This is a genomic window from Sporosarcina sp. Y1009 (assembly GCF_057669865.1).
The window spans coordinates 63,239-87,950 of the sequence record NZ_JBYHFO010000010.1 but is presented as its reverse complement, the minus strand read 5'-3'; the positions used below and the strand labels follow the sequence as shown (position 1 = coordinate 87,950).

Annotated in this window: 25 protein-coding genes and 1 other RNA gene; 5 read left to right on the top strand and 21 right to left on the bottom strand. The window is 39.2% G+C overall.

Annotation, left to right across the window (positions count from 1 at the left end; translation table 11 throughout):
* On the bottom strand, positions 1-2,010 hold the full coding sequence (locus AC25Y1_RS13190) for a bifunctional metallophosphatase/5'-nucleotidase (RefSeq protein WP_488148457.1): 2,010 nt from the start codon (positions 2,008-2,010) through the stop codon (positions 1-3).
* A gap of 542 nt (positions 2,011-2,552) precedes the next feature.
* Between AC25Y1_RS13190 and AC25Y1_RS13185 the strand changes: the two genes are divergently transcribed.
* Positions 2,553-2,927 (top strand): hypothetical protein, encoded by a 375-nt coding sequence (locus AC25Y1_RS13185; RefSeq protein ID WP_488148456.1) that lies wholly within the window; start codon positions 2,553-2,555, stop codon positions 2,925-2,927.
* 275 nt (positions 2,928-3,202) lie between these two features.
* Positions 3,203-3,928, top strand: coding sequence for a DUF421 domain-containing protein (locus AC25Y1_RS13180; RefSeq protein ID WP_488148455.1), 726 nt, complete (start codon positions 3,203-3,205; stop codon positions 3,926-3,928).
* A gap of 622 nt (positions 3,929-4,550) precedes the next feature.
* On the opposite strand, the gene hepT is transcribed toward AC25Y1_RS13180, so the two are convergent.
* The 20 genes from hepT to AC25Y1_RS13080 form a co-directional block, all read right to left on the bottom strand.
* Positions 4,551-4,991 (bottom strand): type VII toxin-antitoxin system HepT family RNase toxin, encoded by a 441-nt coding sequence (gene hepT, locus AC25Y1_RS13175; protein ID WP_488148454.1) that lies wholly within the window; start codon positions 4,989-4,991, stop codon positions 4,551-4,553.
* Positions 4,951-5,361: a type VII toxin-antitoxin system MntA family adenylyltransferase antitoxin gene (gene mntA, locus AC25Y1_RS13170; RefSeq protein ID WP_488148453.1), complete on the bottom strand. Its 411-nt coding sequence runs from the start codon at positions 5,359-5,361 to the stop codon at positions 4,951-4,953. Before mntA ends, hepT begins: the two co-directional genes overlap by 41 nt.
* Positions 5,362-5,597: 236 nt before the next feature.
* Positions 5,598-5,956, bottom strand: a transfer-messenger RNA (tmRNA) gene (gene ssrA / locus AC25Y1_RS13165).
* Between the two features lie 78 nt (positions 5,957-6,034).
* Complete coding sequence (gene smpB, locus AC25Y1_RS13160; RefSeq protein WP_488148452.1) at positions 6,035-6,502, bottom strand: SsrA-binding protein SmpB; 468 nt, start codon at positions 6,500-6,502, stop codon at positions 6,035-6,037.
* A gap of 49 nt (positions 6,503-6,551) precedes the next feature.
* Positions 6,552-8,879 (bottom strand): ribonuclease R, encoded by a 2,328-nt coding sequence (gene rnr / locus AC25Y1_RS13155; RefSeq protein WP_488148451.1) that lies wholly within the window; start codon positions 8,877-8,879, stop codon positions 6,552-6,554.
* A gap of 40 nt (positions 8,880-8,919) precedes the next feature.
* Positions 8,920-9,666 (bottom strand): alpha/beta hydrolase, encoded by a 747-nt coding sequence (locus tag AC25Y1_RS13150; RefSeq protein ID WP_488148450.1) that lies wholly within the window; start codon positions 9,664-9,666, stop codon positions 8,920-8,922.
* 134 nt (positions 9,667-9,800) lie between these two features.
* Positions 9,801-10,028, bottom strand: coding sequence for a preprotein translocase subunit SecG (gene secG, locus AC25Y1_RS13145; protein WP_488148449.1), 228 nt, complete (start codon positions 10,026-10,028; stop codon positions 9,801-9,803).
* Between the two features lie 141 nt (positions 10,029-10,169).
* A complete protein-coding gene (gene eno, locus AC25Y1_RS13140) occupies positions 10,170-11,465 on the bottom strand; it encodes a phosphopyruvate hydratase (protein ID WP_488148448.1) in 1,296 nt (431 codons plus the stop codon).
* Between the two features lie 14 nt (positions 11,466-11,479).
* Positions 11,480-13,003 carry a 2,3-bisphosphoglycerate-independent phosphoglycerate mutase gene (gene gpmI / locus AC25Y1_RS13135; RefSeq protein ID WP_488148447.1) on the bottom strand — a complete coding sequence of 508 codons (1,524 nt, stop codon included), beginning with the start codon at positions 13,001-13,003 and terminating at the stop codon, positions 11,480-11,482.
* Entirely contained in the window at positions 12,996-13,757 is a 762-nt protein-coding gene (gene tpiA, locus AC25Y1_RS13130; RefSeq protein WP_488148446.1) for a triose-phosphate isomerase, read from the bottom strand. Before tpiA ends, gpmI begins: the two co-directional genes overlap by 8 nt.
* Positions 13,758-13,771: 14 nt before the next feature.
* A complete protein-coding gene (locus AC25Y1_RS13125; RefSeq protein ID WP_488148445.1) occupies positions 13,772-14,956 on the bottom strand; it encodes a phosphoglycerate kinase in 1,185 nt (394 codons plus the stop codon).
* Between the two features lie 101 nt (positions 14,957-15,057).
* Entirely contained in the window at positions 15,058-16,065 is a 1,008-nt protein-coding gene (gap, locus tag AC25Y1_RS13120; protein ID WP_488148444.1) for a type I glyceraldehyde-3-phosphate dehydrogenase, read from the bottom strand.
* 45 nt (positions 16,066-16,110) lie between these two features.
* Complete coding sequence (locus AC25Y1_RS13115) at positions 16,111-17,142, bottom strand: sugar-binding transcriptional regulator (protein WP_488148443.1); 1,032 nt, start codon at positions 17,140-17,142, stop codon at positions 16,111-16,113.
* Between the two features lie 151 nt (positions 17,143-17,293).
* Positions 17,294-17,521: a glutaredoxin family protein gene (locus AC25Y1_RS13110; RefSeq protein WP_488148442.1), complete on the bottom strand. Its 228-nt coding sequence runs from the start codon at positions 17,519-17,521 to the stop codon at positions 17,294-17,296.
* Between the two features lie 92 nt (positions 17,522-17,613).
* Positions 17,614-18,399 (bottom strand): TPM domain-containing protein, encoded by a 786-nt coding sequence (locus AC25Y1_RS13105; protein ID WP_488148441.1) that lies wholly within the window; start codon positions 18,397-18,399, stop codon positions 17,614-17,616.
* Entirely contained in the window at positions 18,399-18,974 is a 576-nt protein-coding gene (locus AC25Y1_RS13100) for a LemA family protein (RefSeq protein WP_488148440.1), read from the bottom strand. Before AC25Y1_RS13100 ends, AC25Y1_RS13105 begins: the two co-directional genes overlap by 1 nt.
* A 226-nt stretch (positions 18,975-19,200) precedes the next feature.
* Entirely contained in the window at positions 19,201-20,043 is an 843-nt protein-coding gene (locus AC25Y1_RS13095; protein ID WP_488148439.1) for a hypothetical protein, read from the bottom strand.
* Positions 20,044-20,080: 37 nt separating this feature from the next.
* Entirely contained in the window at positions 20,081-20,380 is a 300-nt protein-coding gene (locus AC25Y1_RS13090) for a hypothetical protein (protein ID WP_488148438.1), read from the bottom strand.
* Complete coding sequence (locus AC25Y1_RS13085) at positions 20,373-20,945, bottom strand: hypothetical protein (RefSeq protein WP_488148437.1); 573 nt, start codon at positions 20,943-20,945, stop codon at positions 20,373-20,375. Before AC25Y1_RS13085 ends, AC25Y1_RS13090 begins: the two co-directional genes overlap by 8 nt.
* A gap of 93 nt (positions 20,946-21,038) precedes the next feature.
* Complete coding sequence (locus AC25Y1_RS13080) at positions 21,039-21,722, bottom strand: BMQ_0737 family morphogenetic spore coat protein (protein ID WP_488148436.1); 684 nt, start codon at positions 21,720-21,722, stop codon at positions 21,039-21,041.
* Positions 21,723-21,969: 247 nt separating this feature from the next.
* Here AC25Y1_RS13080 and AC25Y1_RS13075 point away from each other — a divergent pair, with 247 nt between their 5' ends.
* The 3 genes from AC25Y1_RS13075 (at position 21,970) to AC25Y1_RS13065 (ending at position 24,691) form a co-directional block, all read left to right on the top strand.
* On the top strand, positions 21,970-22,923 hold the full coding sequence (locus AC25Y1_RS13075) for a hypothetical protein (RefSeq protein WP_488148435.1): 954 nt from the start codon (positions 21,970-21,972) through the stop codon (positions 22,921-22,923).
* Positions 22,924-23,127: 204 nt separating this feature from the next.
* Positions 23,128-23,802 carry an exosporium glycoprotein BclB-related protein gene (locus tag AC25Y1_RS13070; protein WP_488148434.1) on the top strand — a complete coding sequence of 225 codons (675 nt, stop codon included), beginning with the start codon at positions 23,128-23,130 and terminating at the stop codon, positions 23,800-23,802.
* A gap of 313 nt (positions 23,803-24,115) precedes the next feature.
* Positions 24,116-24,691 carry a BclA C-terminal domain-containing protein gene (locus AC25Y1_RS13065; protein WP_488148433.1) on the top strand — a complete coding sequence of 192 codons (576 nt, stop codon included), beginning with the start codon at positions 24,116-24,118 and terminating at the stop codon, positions 24,689-24,691.
* Positions 24,692-24,712 lie beyond the last annotated feature (21 nt).

Sequence of the window (24,712 nt, the reverse complement as noted above, 5' to 3'; positions counted from 1 at the left end):
TTATTCTGCTACGTCGATAATTCGACCTTCAACTAATGGATTAACATTACCTAAACTACTTAGATGTTCAGCAAAGTTTTCCCAATCACTAAGACCTAAATCCGTTACACGACCTGCCTCATATGCGCGTGCAAAAACTGTATAGCCGTCTCCTCCTTTGGCGGTAAATGCATTTGTCGCTATAGTATAAGTCTCATGATGATTAATTTCTGTGTAGGTCCCATCCACATTTTTATAGGCAACGGAAACAACACGCTCACCAGCGGGTTTTCCTGAATCAAATGATACTTTTGCACCTGATACATGCAAGAAACCGCCATTTTCGCGTGGGTATTCTCGGAAACTAATTTCAAATGCTTCTTTTAATTCAGCTCCGGTCAAATCCATCGTTGCTAACGTGTTGCCAAACGGAAGGACTGTAATTACTTCCCCAACTGTAATTGGACCAGCATCAATTGCCGCCCTTATTCCACCACCATTTTGTAATGCCATAACAACATTTGTATTATACGTTTTCGCTTTTGTTAACATACCGTCTGTTATTAAGTTACCTAATGGTGTTTCATTTTTACGTACACTTGGTTGTGTATTATCACCGCTCGTTCTCGGATTTTCTAATGCACTTTCCGCTGTAGCGCCGATTTCAGTTTGTGAAACTTCTTCTACTCGATCCAAGTATGGTTTTAGCATTTCAGTAGCCTCTGGATCTGCAACTTTTTCACTAACTGGGATTAACTCTCCCTTAAAGTCAGTGATGACACCCTCTTGATCAAACTCAACATCTACTGTTCCTAAAAATTCATTGTATTGATAGGCTTGGACAATGAGCGTTGGATCTTTCGTGGCACCAGCCACATCTTGGTCAACGACAACTGGTTCATTTAATTGTGTATGGCTATGTCCGCCAACAATCACATCAATTCCATCAACTGTTGCTGCTAAAATCAAGTCATTATCAACTGCTGGATTATCATCATAACCAAGATGCGTTAAAGCAATAATTTTGTCGACGCCTAGGCTTTCAAATGCAGCTACTGCTCTTTCAGCTTCTTCAATATAATCGCCAAAAGTGATTGCACCAGGACTTGAAAGATCGACTGTTTCAGGTGTTGTCAGTCCAAAGATACCCACCTTTTCTCCATTAATTTCCTTAATGATTCCATTATAGATTTTTCCTTCTTCTGGTTCACTTGAAATTAAATCACTGAATAGGCCCGTAAATTTATCATCATTTGAAAAATCAGCATTAGCACTGACAAATGGGAATTGGGCTGCCTTAATAAAGTCCGCTAATGCTTGATGCCCCGCTTGTGTTGAACCCAAATCAAATTCATGATTACCAAAAGTCATCGCATCATAACCCATTAAGTTCATAAATTGTAAGTCTGCCATTCCCTGAAATTCGTTGAAATACAATGTTCCCGACATGACATCGCCCGCATCAAGAAGAAGCGCGTTTGGTTTTTCCGCCCGTACTTCCTTCACCGCTGTCACACGTTTGGCTATATTATTTAAATTTCCATGTGTATCATTCGTATGCATAATAGAGAGATCAAACGGAAACTTTATCGCATCTGGGTTCGCACCCTTTACATAATCGATTTGTTGAACGTTTCCAGCTCCCCTAATTTCAGAAACTTTATTTCCTTCAATAATCACTTTAGACATTTCAATCCCATTAAAATCAACAATCGTCCCTGCTTTTTTGGGTTTAATTGTAACGGAAGTATCTTTGAATCCATCGCCATAAAACGTTGCATAAGTGCCGGTGAATACAACACCATTCTTTATTTTTGACGTTGAATCGAGTGTAATCGAAACGCTAGATTCGTGTATCATCAATTTTCCAGTTTTATAGTTCTTTAGATCATATACTTTTTCGAATTCCGTTTCTGCTGATGAAGTCACCGTGGCTACGGCTGTTGGCGTCACGCCAGTTACTAATAAACTAACCCCTAAAATTGCTGTCAAAAATAGATTTGAACTTTTTCTCCATTTATTTGTACGCATTCAGTAAGCACTCCCCTTTAATGTTAGAATTTTTTCCCAACTTAACAAATTACGGAAAGCTCCCCTCCCATGAGTTAGACTTACTATTCTAGTTCTAGTTCTCTTCAGTCAAGTTAAGTATAAATACCACTTAATTGCTTGTCAATTAGCCATCTTTACAATCATCAGAAGAGTGTATAACTTTCGCACTATGGCTTTTGAAGTAAGTAGGAGCAAGATACAAGAAATCTAGATTAAATCAGGAAACTAGGACATGGAGACTGATACCTTCTATCTACGTATCATTTCGTACTTTATCCATAGGAAACAAAGATATATCTGCATAGGCCCAGTTTATGTCCGTCCAACTCTCACCTATATTTGATAGTTTTGTATTTATACACATAAACAGGACTAACCACCTATCCGATTTACAATAATAAAACAATACATTCGAAAATTAAGATAAAAATAGAGTGAATCATAATCAATCGATATAGTTTCATCACTCTGTCCACTTTTCATCAAATCCCACCTATATAAGGTTTAAAGGGGGAATCATCATGACAAATTACTTGGCAGAATATGCATATTTCACAAACACAATTGACTTAAATAAGGCAGCTTCTGAGCATAAACTAGAACATTGGAAGGCGATTAACAATACAGACCGTGATGTACTTGACGTTATTCGTCGCCATTCTGTGAAATTTGGGGCAGCCCAATTAAAACACGACACAATTGCCGTTTCAATTGGAAAATCTAGCGTAACGGTTCGACGCGTTATTCGAAAACTTGTGATGCTTGGCATTATCGATCGTGTTCATTATATCCGCCCAGGGATGAGCGGCCTCGGCGCAAATATTTATGCGATTAGACCTTTCGATGATCCATTGAGACTAAAAAGAACACCTAAAGACAAGTCGGCGCTACCATAGTAGGCGAATACATTTATTCGTGTAAAATCATGATTTATCCTTACGAATCAGACGTATATCCGACAGTTTCATATTTTTATCCGCAAAACAAAACTTAATATCTACGATCCAAAAATGACTTCATCCTTGGATGAAGTCATTTTTGTACTAGGCATTATTTTTATGACTTTGTCAAAAAAAGGTAAGTTTAGTTATATTCAATAGCTGAATTGGGAAGAGTGACAAGAATAATAATTATTTTTCGCAACTAAAAGAAATAGGAAAGTGGTGTCAAGATGGTGGAATTTTTGAAGGATATGCTCCTTATCATCGGAAGAATAGTAACGATTATTCCATTGCTAATTTTTACTACCCTCTTTATGGGAAAACGCGCCATTGGAGAATTGCCTATATTTGACTTTTTAATCGTCCTCATATTAGGTTCACTCGTTGGTGCAGATATTGCTGATCCGAATATTAAACATTTACCAACTGCGGTTGCAATCATTGCGATTGGAATTTTCCAAAGGATTGTCACAAGCTGGAAATTATCTAATCGTAAAATAGGTAAATTACTAACATTTGAACCAACCGTTGTTGTTCAAGATGGAAAACTTATCTATAAAAATTTGAAGAAGATTCGTTATTCTATTGATAATATCCTTGTCATGCTTAGGGAAAAAAATATATTTGATATTCACGAAGTAGAAACAGCAATAATTGAAGCAAACGGGGCATTAAGTGTATTAAAAAAGCCACAAAAGAATCCGGTGACACTAGAAGATATGAATATCAAAAAACCAACATCTACGATTTCCTTTCCTGTTATCATAGAAGGAACCATATACTCTGACGTGTTAAATGACGTTAATTTAAATGATGCATGGCTAAAACAAGAATTATACAAGCAAGGAATTCATGATTTAAAAGATGTCTTTTTCGCCTCTATTAATCGCAATCTTGAACTGCATGTATCTTTAATAAATGAAAAGAACTTAGCGATTCCGCCGATCAAACACTAATGGCGCATTATAGTGAACGAACGTACTTATACAGCGAATAACACGAACGATATTTAACTATGGTTATCTCCAAAAGCTATCTAATTTAGTTGAACATTTCTTACCTTGGGATCTTCGGCCAAGTCCTCCAAATATAATATGATATGTCATCGGATATCCGACAGTTTCATACTTATATCCGCAAAACAAGACTTACTACCTATCCAATACACCAATCGAGTAGGAGGCTAATCATTAACTGATTAGCCGACCTCTTACATCACCAGTACGTACCGTTCGGTATACGGCGGTTCAACCTTTTAAGTATCGCGACTCGTAAAGTTGGGACATGTCTTTTAGCCCCCACTTTATGAGTCTTTTCTTTGGGCAAATATAATGTAACTTATTTTACTGAAGTATACCTTTTACCTTTAGTAGTGTACTGATTGATGGTGTAGGTACTTTCACTTTAACTCAGATGGTGAATTCTATCTTTTTATATTATATAAAGGAATTTACTGAAATCAACTTTACTCATTACGAGATATTATAAAAAACACAACTTTAATGGAAAAAGTGATTACACAAGAATCTACTGTTACAAACATGGAATCGCCCTCGTATAGTGAGAACCCTGCACTTCCTATTTTTCAAACTGTAAAATCACCTTTGTAAAATCTTTAAAATCATTAATATGATTTGCTAAAATTGCTTCTAAAATATCTAGTTCTAATGCCTGATAGTCATGAACTGCAATATTACGAAATCCAACCATATTTACTAAGGTTTTCGCTAAGCCTTCTTCAATGATGTCAGCATCTTGTAATATTTTGAAAGCTTCGCGGCTTGCTTTTGGAACGCCAAGTTTACGTTCACTTACAATATGCATCGCTAAATCGATGCTTGCTTCACAAGCACGTTGAATGTTCAATATGATACTGTCTTGTTTCGTGAAGTCTGTTAGATTTTCAGGGTTGCCTTCATATACTTCATGAATACGATTTATACAGCGCTCAATGGTTGTAATTTTATTTAAAATGATATCATTCACTTCCAAAAACACTCCCTCTTTCTTTAATCGCATCAATGATTGGCGCACGCTGCTCATTTAACGTAGCATACATGCTATATGCACGCATTTTTTGGCGAATAAACTCATTTTCATCTCGCATATAAATTGGAATGCCTTGTTCAAAAATTTGCATCGTAAATACCGTATCAATTTGTTTAATATCAACTAAATCTACTTCTCGTCCAGCAATTAAAGCGAGCTCACCTGCAATTATAAAACGTTCGTAAGATGATAGCTGCTTGTTGCTAAAATAGGCAATATCAAGATCGCTTTCCGCATGAACAGTTCCTTTTACAAATGAACCGAAAAGAATGATAAAAGCAGGGTTGATTTCTTCTTTTATTTTTCCAATAAGTTGTCCTTTTATTTCATTTGATAGCATACATATCACCATCCCTAGTTGGATTATGTACTCGGTGTAAAAGGTACCACACTTTCGCATTCATTTAAACAATCATACATGCTTAGTATTCTTAGATGAACGAGCAAAACTTTTATTAATAATCATTTTATCTTTCCTATAACTTAAAAATAGGGATATTGCCCAAGAGTCCAGCTCCCGTTCAATATCCCTATCTTTTTAAACTGTTGATACGACTACATTTATCAGCCATATTACTATGGAGACGGCGGGAGTCGAACCCGCGTCCAGAGGCTCATATACTCGAGCATCTACGCGTGTAGTTTGCCAATTTGGTTTCGCACATCATTTTGCCGGCAAACTAGGCGGCCTGTGCGCTATCCTGCGAATCTCTTCCGGCTACCTCAGGAGAGAGTAGACGTCGTATCCCACTTAAGTTGAGCCTTATAACCGCACATGGGCGATGAGACTACAAGGCAGATTCAGTCAGCTTACGCTGCGAATGCTAGGTTGTTGTTTGTTTTGCCTGTTATTATAAGTGCCGTTTCTGACGGAGCCGAGCCCTCCGACGCGCAACTCAAGCTCAGACCACCCCTGTCGAATCCGTAACGTCCCCGAAAGGAGGTCAGGATAACCGGTTAAGGTTTCTGAACTACTAATACATTTACTAGTATACCTTATTTTGAAGCGAAAATCAATACTGCTGACTCTCTTTTAACGCACGGGCCACATCCCGCTTCGCTTCTTTTTGTTTCAGGTCTTCTCGTCTGTCGTAATGCTTCTTCCCTTTACCAACGCCTACCAGGACCTTTGCAAAGCCATTTTTTAAGTGGATTTGAATCGGTACAATGGTATAACCTTGTTGCTGCGTTTTTCCGATTAACTGATTAATTTGTTTCCTGTGAAGGAGAAGCTTTCGCGTTCGTACTGGATCATGATTAAATCGATTTCCTTGATCGTAAGGACTGATGTGCATATTCACAATCCACGCCTCATTATTACGAATTTGGACGAAAGCTTCTCTTAATTGGACTTTTCCTGCACGGATTGATTTGATTTCTGTTCCATTAAGTACGACACCGGCTTCAATCGTATCTTCAATCGCATAATCAAAATTGGCTCTTCTGTTTCTGGCCAAAATACCGCCTTTTCCTTTAGCCATCGTTACTTCCCCCTCTTATGTGCCAGGGACAGTATTGGTCACTCCGGCATCATTTTCTTTTTCTTGGTTGCCTCTTTGATTTTTTAGCAACGCCTTCATAATACTTTTTCTTGTTATTTGTCGTCGATTGGGCTTTTCTATTCCCATTTGAATTACCAGGTTTGTTTGAACCTTGTCCCTTTTTCGCATGGATGACCTTTGGCGTTTCCCGGCGTGTACGATGAAATGATTCCTTCATCCCAACTAGTTCAAAGTCTATTGCGGACTCTTCTGGTTTCACAGCAACAACTCGAACGGTAACTTCAGCACCAATTCTAAATTGCTTTCCAGTATGTTCGCCGATCATCATCATTTGACGATCATCAAAACGGTAGTAATCATCGGTCATATACGAAACGTGGACTAGGCCTTCAATGGTATTCTCCAGTTCAACGAATAAGCCAAAGTTTGTTACAGAAGAAATGACACCTTCAAATTCTTCGCCGATTTTATCCAACATAAATTGAGCTTGTTTCAATGACTCTGTGTCTCGTTCTGCATCTACTGCACGACGCTCGCGTTCAGATGTGTGCTCGGCAATTTCTGTTAACACTGAATTCCAATGTTCAATTGTTTTTGGAGAAACATCTTTTTCGATTAAATACGTTCTAATTAGTCGATGAACGATCAAGTCAGGGTATCTGCGAATAGGCGCTGTGAAGTGTGTGTAAAATTCAGTTGATAAGCCGAAATGGCCGATACTTTCTTCAAAATACTTCGCTTGTTGCATTGATCGTAAAAGCATCGTTGAGATAACTGTTTCCTCCGGCATATCTTGGATGGATTCAATAATTTCTTGTAACGCTTTTGGATGTACGTCATTTCCGGTACCTTTAACCACTACGCCGAAATTCGTTAAAAACTCAAAGAACTTTTGTAGTTTTTCAGCTTTAGGATTTTCATGAATTCGGTAAATAAATGGTACTTGTAGCCAGTGAAAGTGTTCGGCAATTGTTTCGTTTGCCGCCAGCATAAATTCCTCAATTAACTTTTCAGAAACTGTACGCTCGACAATAATGACGTCTTTTGGCCAACCTTCTTCATCCACTAAAATCTTTGATTCTTTAAAATCAAAATCAATCGCTCCGCGGTCAATCCGTTTAGCTTTCAATATTTGTGCAAGATCCGCCATGTCATTCAGCATTGGAACGATTGGCGCATATTTCCCCACTAATTCCTCATCTTTTTCTTCGATGATTTTATAAACATCCGTATACGTCATTCGCTCTTTCGAGTTAATAACACTTTCAAATATTTCATGGTCAACCACTTTACCATTTCGATCAATTTTCATGACACATGAAAGTGTGAGTCGGTCGACACCTGGATTTAACGAACAAATTCCGTTTGACAGCTTATGCGGCAACATTGGGATAACACGGTCGGTTAAATAAACACTAGTCCCCCGGTCAAAAGCTTCATCATCCATAGGCGAATTTTCCGTGACATAATAACTGACGTCGGAAATGTGAACAGACAATGTGTATGTTCCATCTTCATTTTTCACAACTGAAATTGCATCATCTAGATCTTTTGCATCTGCACCGTCAATCGTAATTGCCATGTCTTCACGTAAATCACGGCGATTATGCATATCTTCTTCTCTGACTGTGTCGGATAATTTGTTAGCTTGGTTTAATACTTCTTCAGGGAAATCAATTGTAATCCCATGCTTATAAATAATTGATAAAATATCGACACCCGGATCATTTCGATGTCCCAGAATTTGCGTAATCATGCCTGTTGCGGACTTTGAATCTTCTGGCCACTCTGTGATTTCGGCAATTACTTTATGACCCTCAACTGCATCTAGTGAATTTCCTTTTGCGATAAATAAATCCATTGGCAATTTTTTATCGTCTGGTACAACAAATCCAAAGCCTTTATTGTCTTGATAGGTTCCCACAATTTGAGTCGTTTTTCTTTCTGCAATGCGCGTAATGATTCCTTCACGTCGATCGCCGGAGCTATCTCCTGAAACACGTACAAGAACGATATCGCCATTCATGGCGCCGTTTACTTCGTGAGGTGGAATGAATATATCATCCATGCCTTCTGCTTCTGGTGCGACAAAACCAAAACCTTTAGCATGCCCAATAAATTTTCCGCGAACATGATTCATTTTTTCTGGGACGCCGTATCGATTTGTTCTTGATCGTATTAAATGACCACTTTGTTCAAGTTGGACAAGCATTTTCACCAACTCTTTAAATTCTGCCGCTTGTTCAAATCCAAGCATTTCTTGAATTTCCTGTACGGTAAGCGGTTTGTACGATTCTTCTTTCATGAGCGACAATATTCTTTGTCTTAGTTCTTGTTCATAATTATCCAATTGCATCCCTCCTTTTTCTCTAAAGCATGACCATTTCTAGTCGATTTCACACGTTCCAATCCAGAGATTCAAGGAATTCGTATATGTCTTCATGAAGTTGCTCTTTCTCTGGACCAAGTGTAATGACATGTCCTGATTTTTCATACCATTTTATCTGTTTTTCGACCGACTCTGTCTGTTCATAAATATAAGTTGCCGAATCAGGGTTAATCACCGTATCCAACGTTCCTTGCGTTACAAACATCGGTGCATAAATTTGTTCAACGTTTTTACTCACACGCTCAATTAGTTCCCGTAGTTCAGGTAGTGAAGGCATCGTTTTCTCACGTAACGCAGCGACTTCACGCTCAATCACGTCCGGGTCTTTCCCTTCATACTTCTTATATTCCGCAGCATATTCAAGGACGCCTTGAAACATAATATCTGTCGTGCGCATGGTCATTGGTGCACACATCGTTACAATACCCTTTAAAGGCTTGTTATACCCTAATTTTAGAGAAAATACGCCCCCAAGTGACAATCCTGCAACAGCAATTTCGGTGTACCCAGCATCTACCAATTGATTATACCCATTTAGTGCATCTTCCCACCACTGTTCGGGTCCAGTTTCGATTAATTCTTCTGGTGGAACGCCGTGTCCTCTATAATGTGGTGCTAGTGATGTATAGCCTTTTTTCTCCAGAAACCTACCGAGCATTCGAACATCTGCAGAAGTTCCTGTAAAACCATGTAATAATAATACTGCGCGCTTACCTTGTTCAAAAAAGAACGGTTTTGGTTGTGCAATTCTCATCTTTATACCTCCAAAAAAAATGCCTGACCATTCTAATTTGGAATGTCAGGCGTTAACATTTATTAAAATAAAAACGATGCGCCTCAAAGTTTCTAACTACTTTCCACTCATGAAGGCTACAATTTTGCGTTTTGTTAAAACTTAACCACTAAGATAGACAGTACGAAAAACAAAATCACTAAAACGATAGTTACACGTTGTAGGACTAAATCAAGTCCACGGGCTTTTTGTTTTCCGAATAGCTGTTCAGCCCCACCAGAGATGGCTCCTGAAAGACCTGCACTTGATCCGGATTGTAATAATACGACTACAATTAAAGCCAATGCTACGATTAAAAGCAGCGTCATCAGCAAAGCATGCATTTTGTTTCCACCTCCTGTATAGAACTTCACAACAAGTACTATTTTACCAAATAGAAGCAATTGTTACAACCTTTTTTTCGAATTTGCCAGATAATATACGTGCAAATTCGATAAAAAACTCACCGAAGTGAGTTTTTTGGATTATTTTTTCAAGTTGTAGAATGTTTTGATGCCGTAGTATTCAGCTGTTTCGTCTAGTTGATCTTCGATACGCATCAATTGGTTATATTTCGCAACACGGTCGGTACGTGATGGTGCACCTGTTTTGATTTGACCTGCGTTAGTCGCAACTGCTAAGTCCGCAATTGTTGTATCTTCCGTTTCGCCTGAGCGGTGAGAGATAACTGCAGTATAGCCTGCACGTTTCGCCATTTCAATTGCATCAAATGTTTCTGTTAGTGTACCAATTTGGTTCACTTTAATCAGGATAGAGTTACTGTTTCCTTCTGCGATTCCACGTGCTAGCTTCTCAGTGTTTGTAACGAATAAATCGTCTCCAACAAGTTGAACGCGGTCACCGATTCTTTCAGTTAGAAGTTTGAAACCATCCCAGTCGTCTTCGTCAAATCCGTCTTCGATGGAGATGATTGGATATTTCTCAACAAGCCCTTCATACCAATCAACCATTTCAGCAGATGTTCTTACAACACCTTCACCTTTAAGGACATATGTGCCGTCTTCTTTGTTATAAAACTCAGAAGCTGCAACATCCATTGCAAGAAGAACTTCTTCACCAGCTTTATAGCCTGCTTTTTCAATTGCCGTGATGATTGTTTCAATAGCTTCTTCACTTGAAGCTAGGTTTGGTGCGAATCCACCTTCATCACCAACTGCAGTGTTTAAGCCTTTTTCTTGTAAAACTGAACGTAGGCTGTGGAATACTTCTGCACCAATACGAACTGCTTCACGGAATGATTCTGCCCCAACTGGCATAATCATGAATTCTTGAATATCAACGTTGTTATCAGCGTGTTCTCCACCATTTAAAATGTTCATCATTGGAACTGGTAGTTGTTTCGCGTTAACGCCGCCAAGGTATTGGTATAACGGCATATCTAAGTAGTCAGCTGCAGCATGTGCTACTGCCATTGAAACGCCTAGGATTGCATTTGCACCCAGTTTTCCTTTATTCGGCGTACCGTCAAGTTCGATTAGTGCTTTATCAATTGTCGCTTGATCGAGTACTGAATATGTTTCTTCAATTTCGTCTGCGATTTCTTCATTGACATGCTCAACTGCTTTTAGCACACCTTTACCTAGATAACGAGCTGCGTCTCCGTCACGTAGTTCAACAGCTTCGTATTCACCTGTTGATGCACCTGATGGAACAATTGCGCGTCCAAAAGCACCGCTTGCTGTTAAAACCTCAACTTCGACTGTTGGATTTCCTCTAGAATCAAGAACTTCTCTTGCTTGAATGTGTGTGATTAATGGCATAATAATCTCCCCTTTTAGAATAATGGTGTTCCGGTCATTTTTTCCGGTTGTTTAACATCAAGTAGCTTCAGCATTGACGGTGCTAGGTCAGCAAGAATGCCACCTTCTCGCAGGTCAATTCCGTGTTTCGTAATAATGACAGGCACAGGGCTCGTTGTATGGGCAGTCATAGGAGATCCGTCTTCAGTATAGACTTCATCCGCATTCCCGTGGTCTGCTGTTACAATGGCTGTTCCACCCTTTGCTTGTAGTGCATGAATGATTCTTCCTAAACAATGATCGACCGTTTCGATTGCTTTAATCGTCGGTTCGAGCATTCCACTATGTCCTACCATATCAGGATTAGCAAAGTTTAGTATAATCGCGTCAAATTGATCTTGTTCAATTGCAGCGACTAATGAATCCGTCAGTTCGTATGCACTCATCTCTGGTTGTAAGTCATAAGTAGCTACCTTTGGTGAAGCAATTAGCATTCTCTCTTCACCAACAAATTTATCTTCTTTACCGCCACTCATGAAAAATGTAACATGAGGATACTTTTCGGTTTCCGCAATTCGTAGTTGCGTTAGCCCGTTTTTTGCAATCACTTCACCTAGTGTATCCACTAGATTGTCACTTTCAAACACCACATCTGCAACTACTTCATCACTATAATGCGTAAACGAAACAAATTTGACATTCGTATACGTTCTACCCGTAACAAATTCATTAAAATGAGGATCCGTAAATGCACGAACTAACTGAATCGCACGATCTGGCCTAAAATTAAATGAGATGACGGCGTCACCGTCTTCTATCGTGGCTATTGGCTTACCTAACTCTTCAATATAAAATGGCTCAATGAATTCATCGTGAATATCATTCTCATAGGAAGCAAGTATCCCTGCAGATGGTGTCGCGGCAACTTTGCCTTTACCATCTACCAGAGTGCGATACGTTTTTTCAACACGTTCCCATCGCTTATCGCGGTCCATAGCATAATAACGACCAGAAATCGTTGCAAATTTACCCACACCGATTTCTTTCATCTTCGCTTCAGTCTGCTCTATATAATCCAGAGACGATTGTGGACTAACATCGCGTCCATCTAAAAATCCATGAACATAGACCTCTGTTAAACCATTCATTTTTGCGAGTTGAAGAAGCGCAAATAAGTGTTCAAAGTGACTATGCACGCCGCCGTCTGATAACAACCCCATAATATGAAGTTTTGAGTTATTTTCTAATGCATGCTTAACTGCATCTAATAGAGCTTGTTGTTCAAAAAAGTCACCTTCACGAATCGCTTTATTGATGCGTGTTAGATTTTGATAGACGATTCGACCCGCGCCGATATTAAGATGGCCGACTTCTGAATTTCCCATCTGGCCATCAGGCAATCCGACTGCTTCACCAGATGCCGTCAAAGTCGAATGTGGATATTCGTTCCAAAGCTTATCGAAATTTGGTTTAGCTGCTTGCGCAACCGCATTTCCATAACTTTCATCACGAAGTCCAAACCCGTCTAAAATAATTAATGCAACTGGACTCTTACTCATTTGCGCCCGCCTCAATCAGTTTAATGAATGAATCGGCTTCTAAACTTGCACCGCCAACAAGCGCGCCGTCAATATGTTCTTTAGAAAGAAGTTCATCAATATTTTCCGGTTTAACACTGCCTCCGTATTGAATGCGGATTGCATCTGCTACTTTTTCGCCATAAAGTTCATTCACCGTATTACGAATCGCTTCACAAACCTCGTTTGCATCATCTGCAGTCGCTGTTTTTCCAGTACCAATCGCCCAAATTGGCTCATAAGCAATAACAGCTTTAGCCGCTTCGGTTTCACCAACTGAATTGAAAGCCTCTTTTACTTGGTGAGCTACTTTTTCAACAGTTGTATTGCTCTCACGCTCTTCTAGCGTTTCACCAACACATACTATTGGTGTTAAGCCATATTCGAATGCAGCAAGTACTTTCTGGTTTACCGACTGATCTGTTTCGTTATAATACTCTCGGCGTTCAGAGTGACCAAGAATTACGTAATTCACACCAACGCTTCGTAGCATCGCGGGACTTGTCTCCCCAGTAAATGCGCCTTCTTTTTCAAAGTGCATCGTCTGTGCGCCAATTGTGAGTGAAGAACCTTCTGCCAAATCTTTTAACTTTGTTAGATAAAGAGCCGGTGCACAAACAATTGCTTCCACACGGTCTGAAACAGGTAACTTTCCTTTAACTTCCTCTACAAAGTTATTTGCTTCTTCTACCGTTTTGTACATTTTCCAGTTGCCTGCAATTATACGTTTTCGCAAAATATCCCCTCCGATTAGTTATCTTCTAGTGCTGTAACACCTGGTAGATCTTTTCCCTCCATAAATTCAAGGGAAGCACCTCCACCAGTAGAAATATGGTCCATCTTTTCTCCAACATTAAACTTTTCAACAGCTGCTGCGGAATCTCCTCCGCCGATAACTGTATACGCATTCGTTTCAGCCATCGCTTCGGCTACGCGTTTCGTTCCATTTTCAAACGGTTCGAGTTCAAATACGCCCATCGGACCATTCCAAATAATCAGTTTCGAGTTCGCAATAACGTCTGCATAAAGCTCGGTCGTTTTAGGTCCAATATCGAGACCTTCCCAATCTTTTGGAATTGCATTCAATTCAACTATTTTTGTATTCGCGTCTACAGAAAAATCATCTGCAACAACGACATCGATTGGCAAGTACAACTTCACGCCATTTTCTTCAGCTTTTTTCATAAACGAAAGTGCAAGATCCATTTTGTCTTCTTCAAGAAGGGATTTTCCAATTTCATAGCCTTGTGCTTTTAAGAATGTATACGAAAGACCACCGCCGATAATTAAGTTATCCACGATATCTAGCAAATGATCGATGACACCAATTTTATCTTTAACTTTAGCACCGCCAATAATTGCGGTGAATGGTCGTTCTGGTTTGGAAAGAGCTTTTCCAAGAACGTCTAGTTCTTTTTCAAGCAACAAGCCCGATACAGCAGGAATATGTGCTGCAATGCCAGCAGTCGAAGCATGTGCACGATGTGCTGCTCCAAAAGCATCGTTAACAAATAAATCCGCTAGTTTTGCAAATTCTTTTGCTAATTCAGGGTCATTTTTTTCTTCTCCAGCATGAAACCGCACATTTTCAAGAAGGACGATGTCTCCATTTTCCATCTTAGAAATAGCATTTTCTACCGCTTCACCAATTGACTCATCTAGTTTGTTTACTGGTTTATTAATCAGTGCAGCAAGTGTTTTTCCAGCTTCGGTAAGACGCATATCTTCATTAACTTCACCTTTTGGTCGTCCGAGATGGCTTGCTAGGATTACTTTTGCACCATGGTCTGTTAAGTATTTTATTGTCGGAATAGCTGCACGTATTCTTGTGTCATCCGTTACGTTTCCATCTTCCATTGGCACGTTAAAATCTACTCGACAAAAAATGCGTTGTCCCTCAAGTTCAATGTCTTTAATCGTCTTCTTTGACTTCATGAAAAATGGCCACCTCCAAGTTTAATTAAAAAGAAGGAACGGGGTACCCCGCTCCTCTTACCCATTACCATTATAAGGGGTTTAACTCATTCTGGCTATGATTATAGACCTTTACTGTGCATATATAGAGCTAAATCGATACAACGTGCTGAATAAGCTGTTTCATTGTCATACCATGAAATAACTTTTACCATATTGTCTTCAAGAACCATTGTTGAAAGTCCGTCTACAGTTGATGAAGATGGGTTTCCGTTATAATCTTTTGATACTAGTGGAAGATCACTGTAAACTAAGATATCTTTCAATTCATTTTCAGATGCTGCTTTGAATGCGTTATTTACTTCTTCTACAGTTACGTTCTCAGAAAGTTCAGCAACAAAGTCAACAAGTGAAACGTTTGGTGTTGGTACACGAACTGCCATTCCATCAAGTTTTCCTTCTAGTGCAGGGATTACTTTCGTTACTGCAGAAGCAGCTCCTGTAGTTGTTGGAATCATTGATTCAGCTGCAGCACGCGCACGTCTGAAATCAGAGTGTGGCAAGTCAAGTAAGCTTTGGTCGTTTGTGTATGAGTGAACTGTTGTCATCAAGCCACGTTTTACGCCGAAGTTGTCATGAAGTACTTTTACAAGTGGTGCAAGACAGTTTGTTGTACATGATGCGTTTGAGACGATGTTGTCTGATTCTGGGTTGTATGACTCGTGGTTAACACCCATAACAAGCGTTGTAATGTCGCCTTTAGCAGGTGCTGAAAGAATAACTCTCTTCGCTCCAGCTTCAAGGTGTTTAGATAATGCTTCGCGGCTAGTGAAGATTCCTGTTGATTCAACAACAACATCAACGCCAATTTCTCCCCATGGAAGTGCTGCTGGGTCTCTTTCTTCATAAACGCGAACTTTTTTACCATTTACAACGAGATATTCGCCTTCTGCGCTAACTTCTCCGTCGAAAATACCGTGTACTGAGTCATATTTTAGTAAGTGAGCAAGCATTTTTGCATCTGTTAAATCGTTGATTGCTACTACTTCAATTTCTTCTGATTTTAATGCTTCGCGGAATACAACGCGTCCAATTCTTCCGAATCCGTTAATTGCTAATTTTAGTGTCATTATAAATTCCTCCATTTAATGTGTTTTTATATTTTAAAACTATTGTTAACGTGTTAATCGGGTAATCATTTCATGCGCAGCGCCTTCGTCCGTAACGAGAATTGTTTGCTTCGGAGCGGTCGCCATATACGAAAGAATGGCTTCGGCTTTACTGCGGCCACCAGCGACTGAAATAATAAATGGGACTCTTTGTAGTTGTTCCTGTCGAATCCCGACAGTACGAATCCGATGTACTACTTTACCCGTTTGATCAAAATAATAACCGAAGGCTTCTCCTTTGGCACCTTCTCTTTCGAGTATGTGCCGTTCTTCGTCTGCTGAACCACGAAGTTTTGCCATCGTTTGTGCATCGCCAATTCCATGTAATACACAGTCTACTTTTTCATACAATTGAATCATTTTTAATACGGAAGGTTCTTTGCGAAATGCAATATGTGCTTCTTCGCTAAGTGATTCGGGATAATGAAATGTATTGTAAGTTCCGCCGTACGCTTCCGCAAAAGAAGCAGCTATGACGTTTGCTTGCAGTCCAATATCATCTCCGACGCCACCCCTTGCCGCTACAAACAACAAGTCCTCTGTATGATTGGCTTTTTTTATATAATTAGGGATAGATGCAACTGTACTCCCACCCGTTACCGCGACAATCTTTCCATCGCCAAGACCTGTAACAAATTCTTTGGCTGCTGCCATACCGAGTAAGTTTTTTGTGGCGTTGTCTATGTCGCTATTACCGGCAACAACTTTCACAGATCGAACACCAAGTAGTTCTGTCAGTCGAGTCGCTGCTTTTATGCGTCCAGACCATTTTTCCATTGATAATTCGAGTGCTTCAAGTACATCATTACCTTCTGCAGTAATTGTTGTTCCATTTTTGGCTACACTGATTAAAGATTGTTCTCGTAGAAAATCCATCATTGAACGTGTTTCCCGTTCCGATAAACCGGATAGCTCACCGAGTTTACGTCTTCCAATCGGACCAGCCATTTTAACAAACTTCAACATTCGGTATCTTTCTTGCATGACTTTCATCATTTCGGGCACGAGCTTACTTTGGGCTTCCATTGAAACCTCCAAAGAATTACCACCTCCAATCACCAGGACATATATCGTCCCAGTCAGATGAAAAACGTCCCACCTGCAACAAAAAAATATGAACAACTTTTCCTTACTCACTTCAGTATAATTCTTTTTCACTGATAGTTCAAATAAAAAGTACGTAATTTTTTTAAAATAATTCGACAAGTTCTATATACCCTATATTTCCGGACAATAAAACCTCTCCATCTTTTTCAATAACAGGCACCATGAGCATGTATTTCTCGTGTAGTTCATCGTCCGTCTGGATATCGATTTCTGTCCACGTAAAAGGAAAGTCTTCCTGGACAAGTTGCATCATTAATTTGGCTTCCTCACATAGACCGCAATTCGGCTTCGCATAAAATGTAACATGCATATTTAACACCACTCTTTTACGTTAAGTGTAAAACAAATTAGTGGGTGATGCACGTTTAACCTTCTGCATACCCACTAATTTTCACTGCGTAATTACCAGCGACCTCCTGCTCCACCGCCGCCTGTAGATCCACCACCGCCGCCTCGGAAACCTCCACCTCCGAAACCGCCGCCTGAACTACCACCGCCAAATGAGCCTGGGAAAAATACCGGTCCACTTCTACGTCCACCAGAACCACCGCTACCTCCACCGCCACCTCTTCTTCTCATCATCAATAAGACAATAATGACGATGAAAATAATCATCGGTAAAGGAAATCCACTATCGGAATCATCTACGTAACTTTCACTCACTTCAACAGGAAGAAGTTCACCGTCCCAATTATATTCTGTCGCAATTTCATTAAAAAGTGCTTTATACGTATTCATAATCCCTAAATCCAAATTGCCTTCTCTCATATGTGGAAATGCATATTGGTCGCGTATTCTGCCAATCTTTCCATCAGGCAAAGCACCTTCTAAGCCATAGCCTGTCGAAATCCACAGTTCACCATCGTTCGGTGCAACTAGAAATAGAACGCCATTATCTGCATCTTTTTGACCAAGCCCGTATTCACGAAAAACCCGAACAGAGTATTCTTCGATCTGCTCGCCTTCTAGGGAATCCACTGTCATCACAACGAGCTGTGCACCCGTTGCATCATCAAGTTGCGTCCCATAATTGATCAATTCGTTTTTTTGCGCTTCATTTAATATATTTGCAAAGTCTTGCACATAAATATGTCCGACCGGTTTGGGAATATCAGCTGCATAAACAGTTGATGAAAAAGTCATGACTAAGAGAAATGCTAGTAATATCCGAATGCGATTAACAATCACTATTCGTCATCTCCAAAATCGACTTTGGGTACTTCTTTTGCGGCTTCATCCGCTTCAAAATATTCTTTTTCATCAAATCCAAATATAGATGCTGTTAAATTCCCTGGAAACCGTTTGATGCGTGTGTTAAATGTGGCAACTGTCTCATTATAATCTTGACGTGCTACACCAATTCTATTTTCCGTCCCGGCTAGTTCATCCATTAATTGACGAAAGTTCTCATTCGCTTTTAAATCAGGATAATTTTCTACCACGACCAGCAATCTGCTAAGCGCACCAGATAGTTCACTATTCGCTTCAGCTTGCTCTTCCGGTCCCTGGGCACCAGCTAGTCTTGCACGTGCATCTGAGATGTCTCCAATAACCTCTTGCTCATGCTCAGCAAATCCTTTTACAGTATTAACTAAATTCGGGATTAGGTCCATTCTTCTTTGTAGTTGATTTTCCACTTGTGCATATGATTGGTCTACATTCTCTTCCAACGTTACAAACTTGTTATAATTCGGAACAAGCATCACGCCGAGAAGTACGAGTATACCCACGATGATTGCAATTGGTATCAGTACTTTTCTCAAGCTACCACTCCTCTTTCATTTTGTTCATACTTTACCCACTTATTATCAAGTCTTAAACTGTTTGCTCTCTAATCTATACGATTGAAAGACGGTTTCGTTTCATTTTCACCAAGTAATTAGTGTAAAGTCCTCATGAGCCATCGATAATTTTGCACAGAAAAACCTCCTTCACGGCAAATGAAAGAGGCATATTGTATTCAATTTGACTGAAGTTCAATTGTTAAATTCAGGTTTTTTCTACTAAATCTGGTTCTCCACTCGGTAATTCATCTTCATTAACTTGTAAAGCAAGCTGATCTAACTTCTGTTCTAACTCATTAAGTAACAGCAATTTCGCTTCCAAATCTTCTTCATAATCCGTGGACTGTGTCATCATATTGTTTAGTCGACGCTCTAAAACCTCAAGATTTTCATGCGGTATATTAGAAGAATCCGAATTCACTTGCTTCACAAGAGTTGGTGTTTTCTTTAGTCTTGCATGCAGAACATGATGCTTTACTATCCCCAATTGACTATTCTCTTGGTCGTTTCTTTCTAAACTTTCTATTTTGGCATGAATATCTTTCCCCGTTACTTGAATGAAATCCACAAGTCTCTTCTCAAGTTGTTCGATTGTCGATCGATAATCGGCTAGCTTGCTATGAAGGGCAGAAACTTGTCGATCTTGTTTCCGACTTCCACGTTGGTTGGTAATCATTCCATAAATGATCTTATTTACTGTTTCAACCAACTGCTTATTCATCATCCATAGTTCAGCATTTTTCATTTGAAGCGTTTCTATCAAAGTATCTTTTTTTTCATTTTCAATTTCATGTTGTTTCAAACGATCTCGGATATTATTCGCTTGCTTACCGAATTCATTCTTTAGTACATCTAACTCTTGTGATAGTTCGTCTATTTCATTTGTTAACTGTCTATTTTCCTGCTCAAGTTTATCGATTAGTGAATAGTGATCACGATTTTTATATAAATCAACTTGCTTTTTATATTTCGTTACTTCTGACTTTAAAAAAATAATCATTTGTTGGAGTTGTATTGGATCGTTATTTTTCATGTTTTCACTATTCATAACAGCCCCCCTTACTCTTATTGGATAATATTTTAATTTACCGAACACCTTTTAGCTTAGCAATAATCTCTTCAAATTCTTTTTTGTTTTCCGTTATGGCCTGCTCAATTTCTTTTAAAATCGCTTCACTATCTCCACTTACTTCTTCAATAGCTTTGTGACTTGAATTCATTAATAAATAGGTCATCAATAGATTCAGTGTGCTTTTTTCCAAAAATATAAAACTATTATTGTCTTCTTCTTTTTCTTCTTTTAGATCCTTTAGCTGATTATTTATAAATTGGTGGATGACACGCTTTCCTAATAATTCTTTTTCTTTTTCATCTATATCATTCATTTTCATCCCCCTGTGCATGGACGCTTCCATTGAGATTGATGGGGTTAATGACACCAACGCCATCTTTTAGTTCGTCACTATACGTAAACGCCATGATACTTCCTGCATAAGATTCTGTAGGAGACCATTTAATCTGGAAGTTTGAAAATGATAGCGTTTCGTTTGGTTCAATCGTTGTTTTGGTCAAGGGCCTAAGCCAGTATTCCTCTTTATCTGTTTGTTCGTTAATGCGTTCCCAGCCCCCTCCACTCTTCAATGACGGCTTAAAATGTTCATAAACATATTTTCCAGAAAAGGAGAAGGGAGATTCTTTAGGCATTTTAATACATAAATATGGGTTTGTGATCGGCTTCCGTCCCATATTACGTATATGATATGACCCCAAGCATAAACTTTCCTCTTGAGGACTGTGGGAGATATTTAATGAATAAGTAAAGTAACTAATTATACCTAATTTATCCGACTCATTCAGTTCATCCACTAACATTTTCACTTCATATAAGTATGATTTTGTTTCATGACGGAGCTTCGTAATCATCGTTGCCAAATCGTTCTGATTCGTCACAATTATTCTCTACCTCCTTTTCCACAAAATAAAAAATAAAGAGAGGTATCCCCTCTCTTTAAGTTATGTGTCTAGCTTAACTATTATTCTACTTTAATGACGACAATGGTCATCAGGGAACACTAAAGAGCAGTCAAGCGGTCGTACTGGTGCAGGGCAAGCCATTGGTAAGTCAGCTCTTGGTTCACAATAATCAGCTAGGAATTCTACAGTAACTGGGAAAGTCGATTGGATGCTTTGGCAAGTTGACACAGAGATTGTTAGCGCAGTGAATCCAATTGTACCGACAGGCGCAGCCCCTGGAGCACCATCCCCGAGAATCAGTGTGCCAGTAGAACAAATAAAGCAGTTTAACTCCGTGTACGTGATTTCAACATCTGTTCCATCCGGCGCACATAAAGTGACTTGTTCACAGCGAGAAATAGGCACTGGTACACTTGGTAGCACTGTTCCAGTTTCTAAGGTAACATATAGTGTTAACAAAAAATTCTTTTGAATATTAAGCTGCTGTAGATACACAGTTTTTCCATCGATACTAAAAGGGCGATTCTCACGATTTTGAATGACAATCGGATTCGTTGCAGCAGGAATTACTTCACATGTAACAGTTGCATTCGCTAAATCTGTCGTTGGTGTGACACCCGGAAAAGAAAATGGCGTTGTTGGAAAAATATCAAACGAATTTTCTTTTACAATCCAGTCATACACCTTATCAACATTTATACAAATTAGCTCTTTATCATCACATGGAATGTGTTCTTTCATTTTTCCTTGCATATTTTCATACACCTCCAAAAAATTTTATCTTTCATTTGTAGCATATGACGTGGTGGGATTTGTGTATAGGCTAACATAGACTTCTCAATATTTTTAATAAGCGTAGTCAATATTCTTCATTTTATTCCCCCCTGAAATCATAGAATATATTGTTATGATAATCTCACATCACGAGAGAACTGAACAATGTGTCACGCATTGAAAAATATATTAATAGTATGGAATATACGAGAAGGGGTGAGTAGTAATGGAAGATTCTAAGTTGTACTCCGCTCAAAACATTGAAAAACTGAAACAAAGAATTGCTAACTATAGAAAAACTTTAACGACATTACAGGCAGAAAATACATTTGACGACTATCTATTCATTAAAGACGAATTTAATGATATTCAAAAACAAGTTACGAAACTTGAGGGAGAAATGGTGCACAACAAAGAGAACGAGGATTCTATCAAAAATGTGGCTATGCAAAGTGGAACGCTGAATGAATTGAATCAGGATCTACCAGATGGTCTAAATGAATTTAGCGATGGTGCTCATTCTATAGAAGAAACGGTACAGACAAGAATTCCTGATTCAATTTCTCCTGATCAGCGAATCAATTCGCCACCATCTTTTAAACAACTTCAAGGTCTAATGGGAAAGGCGATTCAGAAGCACGAAATTCCAAGTGATGAAACGCCTTCTCAAAACAACAACACAATAGAAAACCTAACAGAAGAAACACCTATTAATAAGCAAAGGTTTCTACCAAGTAGCACACATCCAAGTCAATTATATAATGGCCTCTATAGAAACATAAGCTTGAAAACGACAATTCAATATGAATATAAGAATGACAGATCGACGAATTCAGTGAAAGTAAATGAATTTATGGATAACCCTCATACCTTAGCCGTGAATGAAGTGGTAGATAATGAAATAATCGTGGACAAAACTTATGAGGTGCAAGATTTAACGCCAAATGAGAGTTCGGAAGAACCTTCTCCAGTTCAGAAGACAATAGAAACAACTTTTGAAGAATCAGAAGCAGTGATTGAAGAGCCCGAAACAATTACTGAAGAACCAGAAGCAGTGATTGAAGAGCCGGAAACGATTACTGAAGTACCCGATGCAGTGATTGAAGAGCCAGAAGCGAAGCAGCAAGAATTGAACAAAGATACTTTCTCTATGTTCAATATATTTAGGAGAAGAAATTAGAAGAAATCCATAAACGTAGCAAACTGTATTAATACCCTATAAAACAGCCTCTTCGACTTATAATCGGAGAGGCTGTTTTTAATTTTGCATCTTTTTTTCTACTAACATACTTGGTCTAATATTAATATTTCCCTCCTATGCAAGTAGATAGCCCGTCCGTCGCGCTCGTTACTGAATAGAATAACTTAGAAAGGAGGTGATAATATGTATTCTCGAAATCACGGATGTTCAGGATGTGGTGGTTCTGGAAGACCTTCTCGCAGAAGATGTTCATGCCCGCCATTCCAGTTTCCTTCTAATGGAGATGTTGATTGTACTGCACTAGGTCCATTTACAGCGATTGACGCTGACTGTATTATCCCGACACCTAACACTGGTTCGATTATTGCATTTTCTTCTGGTATTACACCTGTTGTACTGACTACAATTGCAGGTGGATTAATCGGTACCTCAAGTCTAATCGGATTTGGCACAGCCATTCCAGGTATCACTGTTCTTGGAACTACAATTGATTTGACAGGCGTAGCTACCGAAGCCTTTTCGGTTCCACGTGCAGGTAACATCACAGCAATTTCAGCTACTTTCACAGAATTAGCTGGTTTGGATCTCCTTGGCACGACTGCGACGATTAATGCTCGAATTTACCGTGCGCCAGCAGATAGCAATATCTTCACTGCTACAGGGGCATCTGTAAATCTGACTCCGCCGCTCACAGGAACGTTATCATTAGGCACTATCACAAGCGGCTCTGCAAATGTAGCGCCAGTACCGGTAGCACAAGGTGACCGTTTATTAATGGTGTTCACAGCAACTGCAACAGGACTTACGCTTGTACTAACAATCACAGGTTCTGCAAACGCAGGTATTGTAATCTCTTAAGCGGCTGCTATCATTGAAACAAAAAATCAAGAAATAGTAAGCAGAACTAAGCCCCTTCATTCCATCGATGATAGGGGCTTTTTAATTTCGCTCAAATATGTTGCTGTAAACTTATCAATATCATCATTTGATCATATGGCACCATTTGATATTCTCATTAATTTAGAATATTACTTAAACCCTGATGATCAAAAACTTGTGCGAGATCAAATCTCTAACTACTTTTTATTTTAATACGAGAAAGACAAATACACAATTGCCCTTCACATCATCCTTTACACGAATATGATACTAAAGATGGAGGTGAAAAAAAATGAATGATTATAACTCCTACTCAAATCGCAAATGTAGTAAATGCAACACCCAGGAATGCTGTTGCAAAACGGTATGCACGGTACCTGGAGTATCCATTGGACCGTTTAGAGCTACGATACCCGGAGTAACCCCCATTGTTCCCGGAGCAAATTGTGGATTATGCGAATACGGGTATATATACAACCTCGGTCCTCAAGTTGTACCTTTAGAGACTGATATTATTTTTGATTCAACTGGTGTAAGTACACCTGGAATTACACATACCCCCGGAACCGCCCAAATTTTTGTTACCAATCCAGGAGACTACGAGGTTACTTTTTACGTAACCGCTTTAGAACCAAATCAATTTACACTCTTTTTAAACGGCACACCGGTTCCAGGAACAACCTACGGAACAGGTGCAGGTACTCAGACAAACTATGGTCAGGCAATAATCACCCTTGCATCTGGAGATATTCTTACCCTTAGAAACCATACTTCTGCAGCTGCAGTTACTCTTCAGACTTTGGCGGGTGGCACACAAACAAACGTAAATGCTTCTATTGTCATTAAGATGTTAAGTTCCACAGGATAGGAAAAAATATTCTGAATGAAT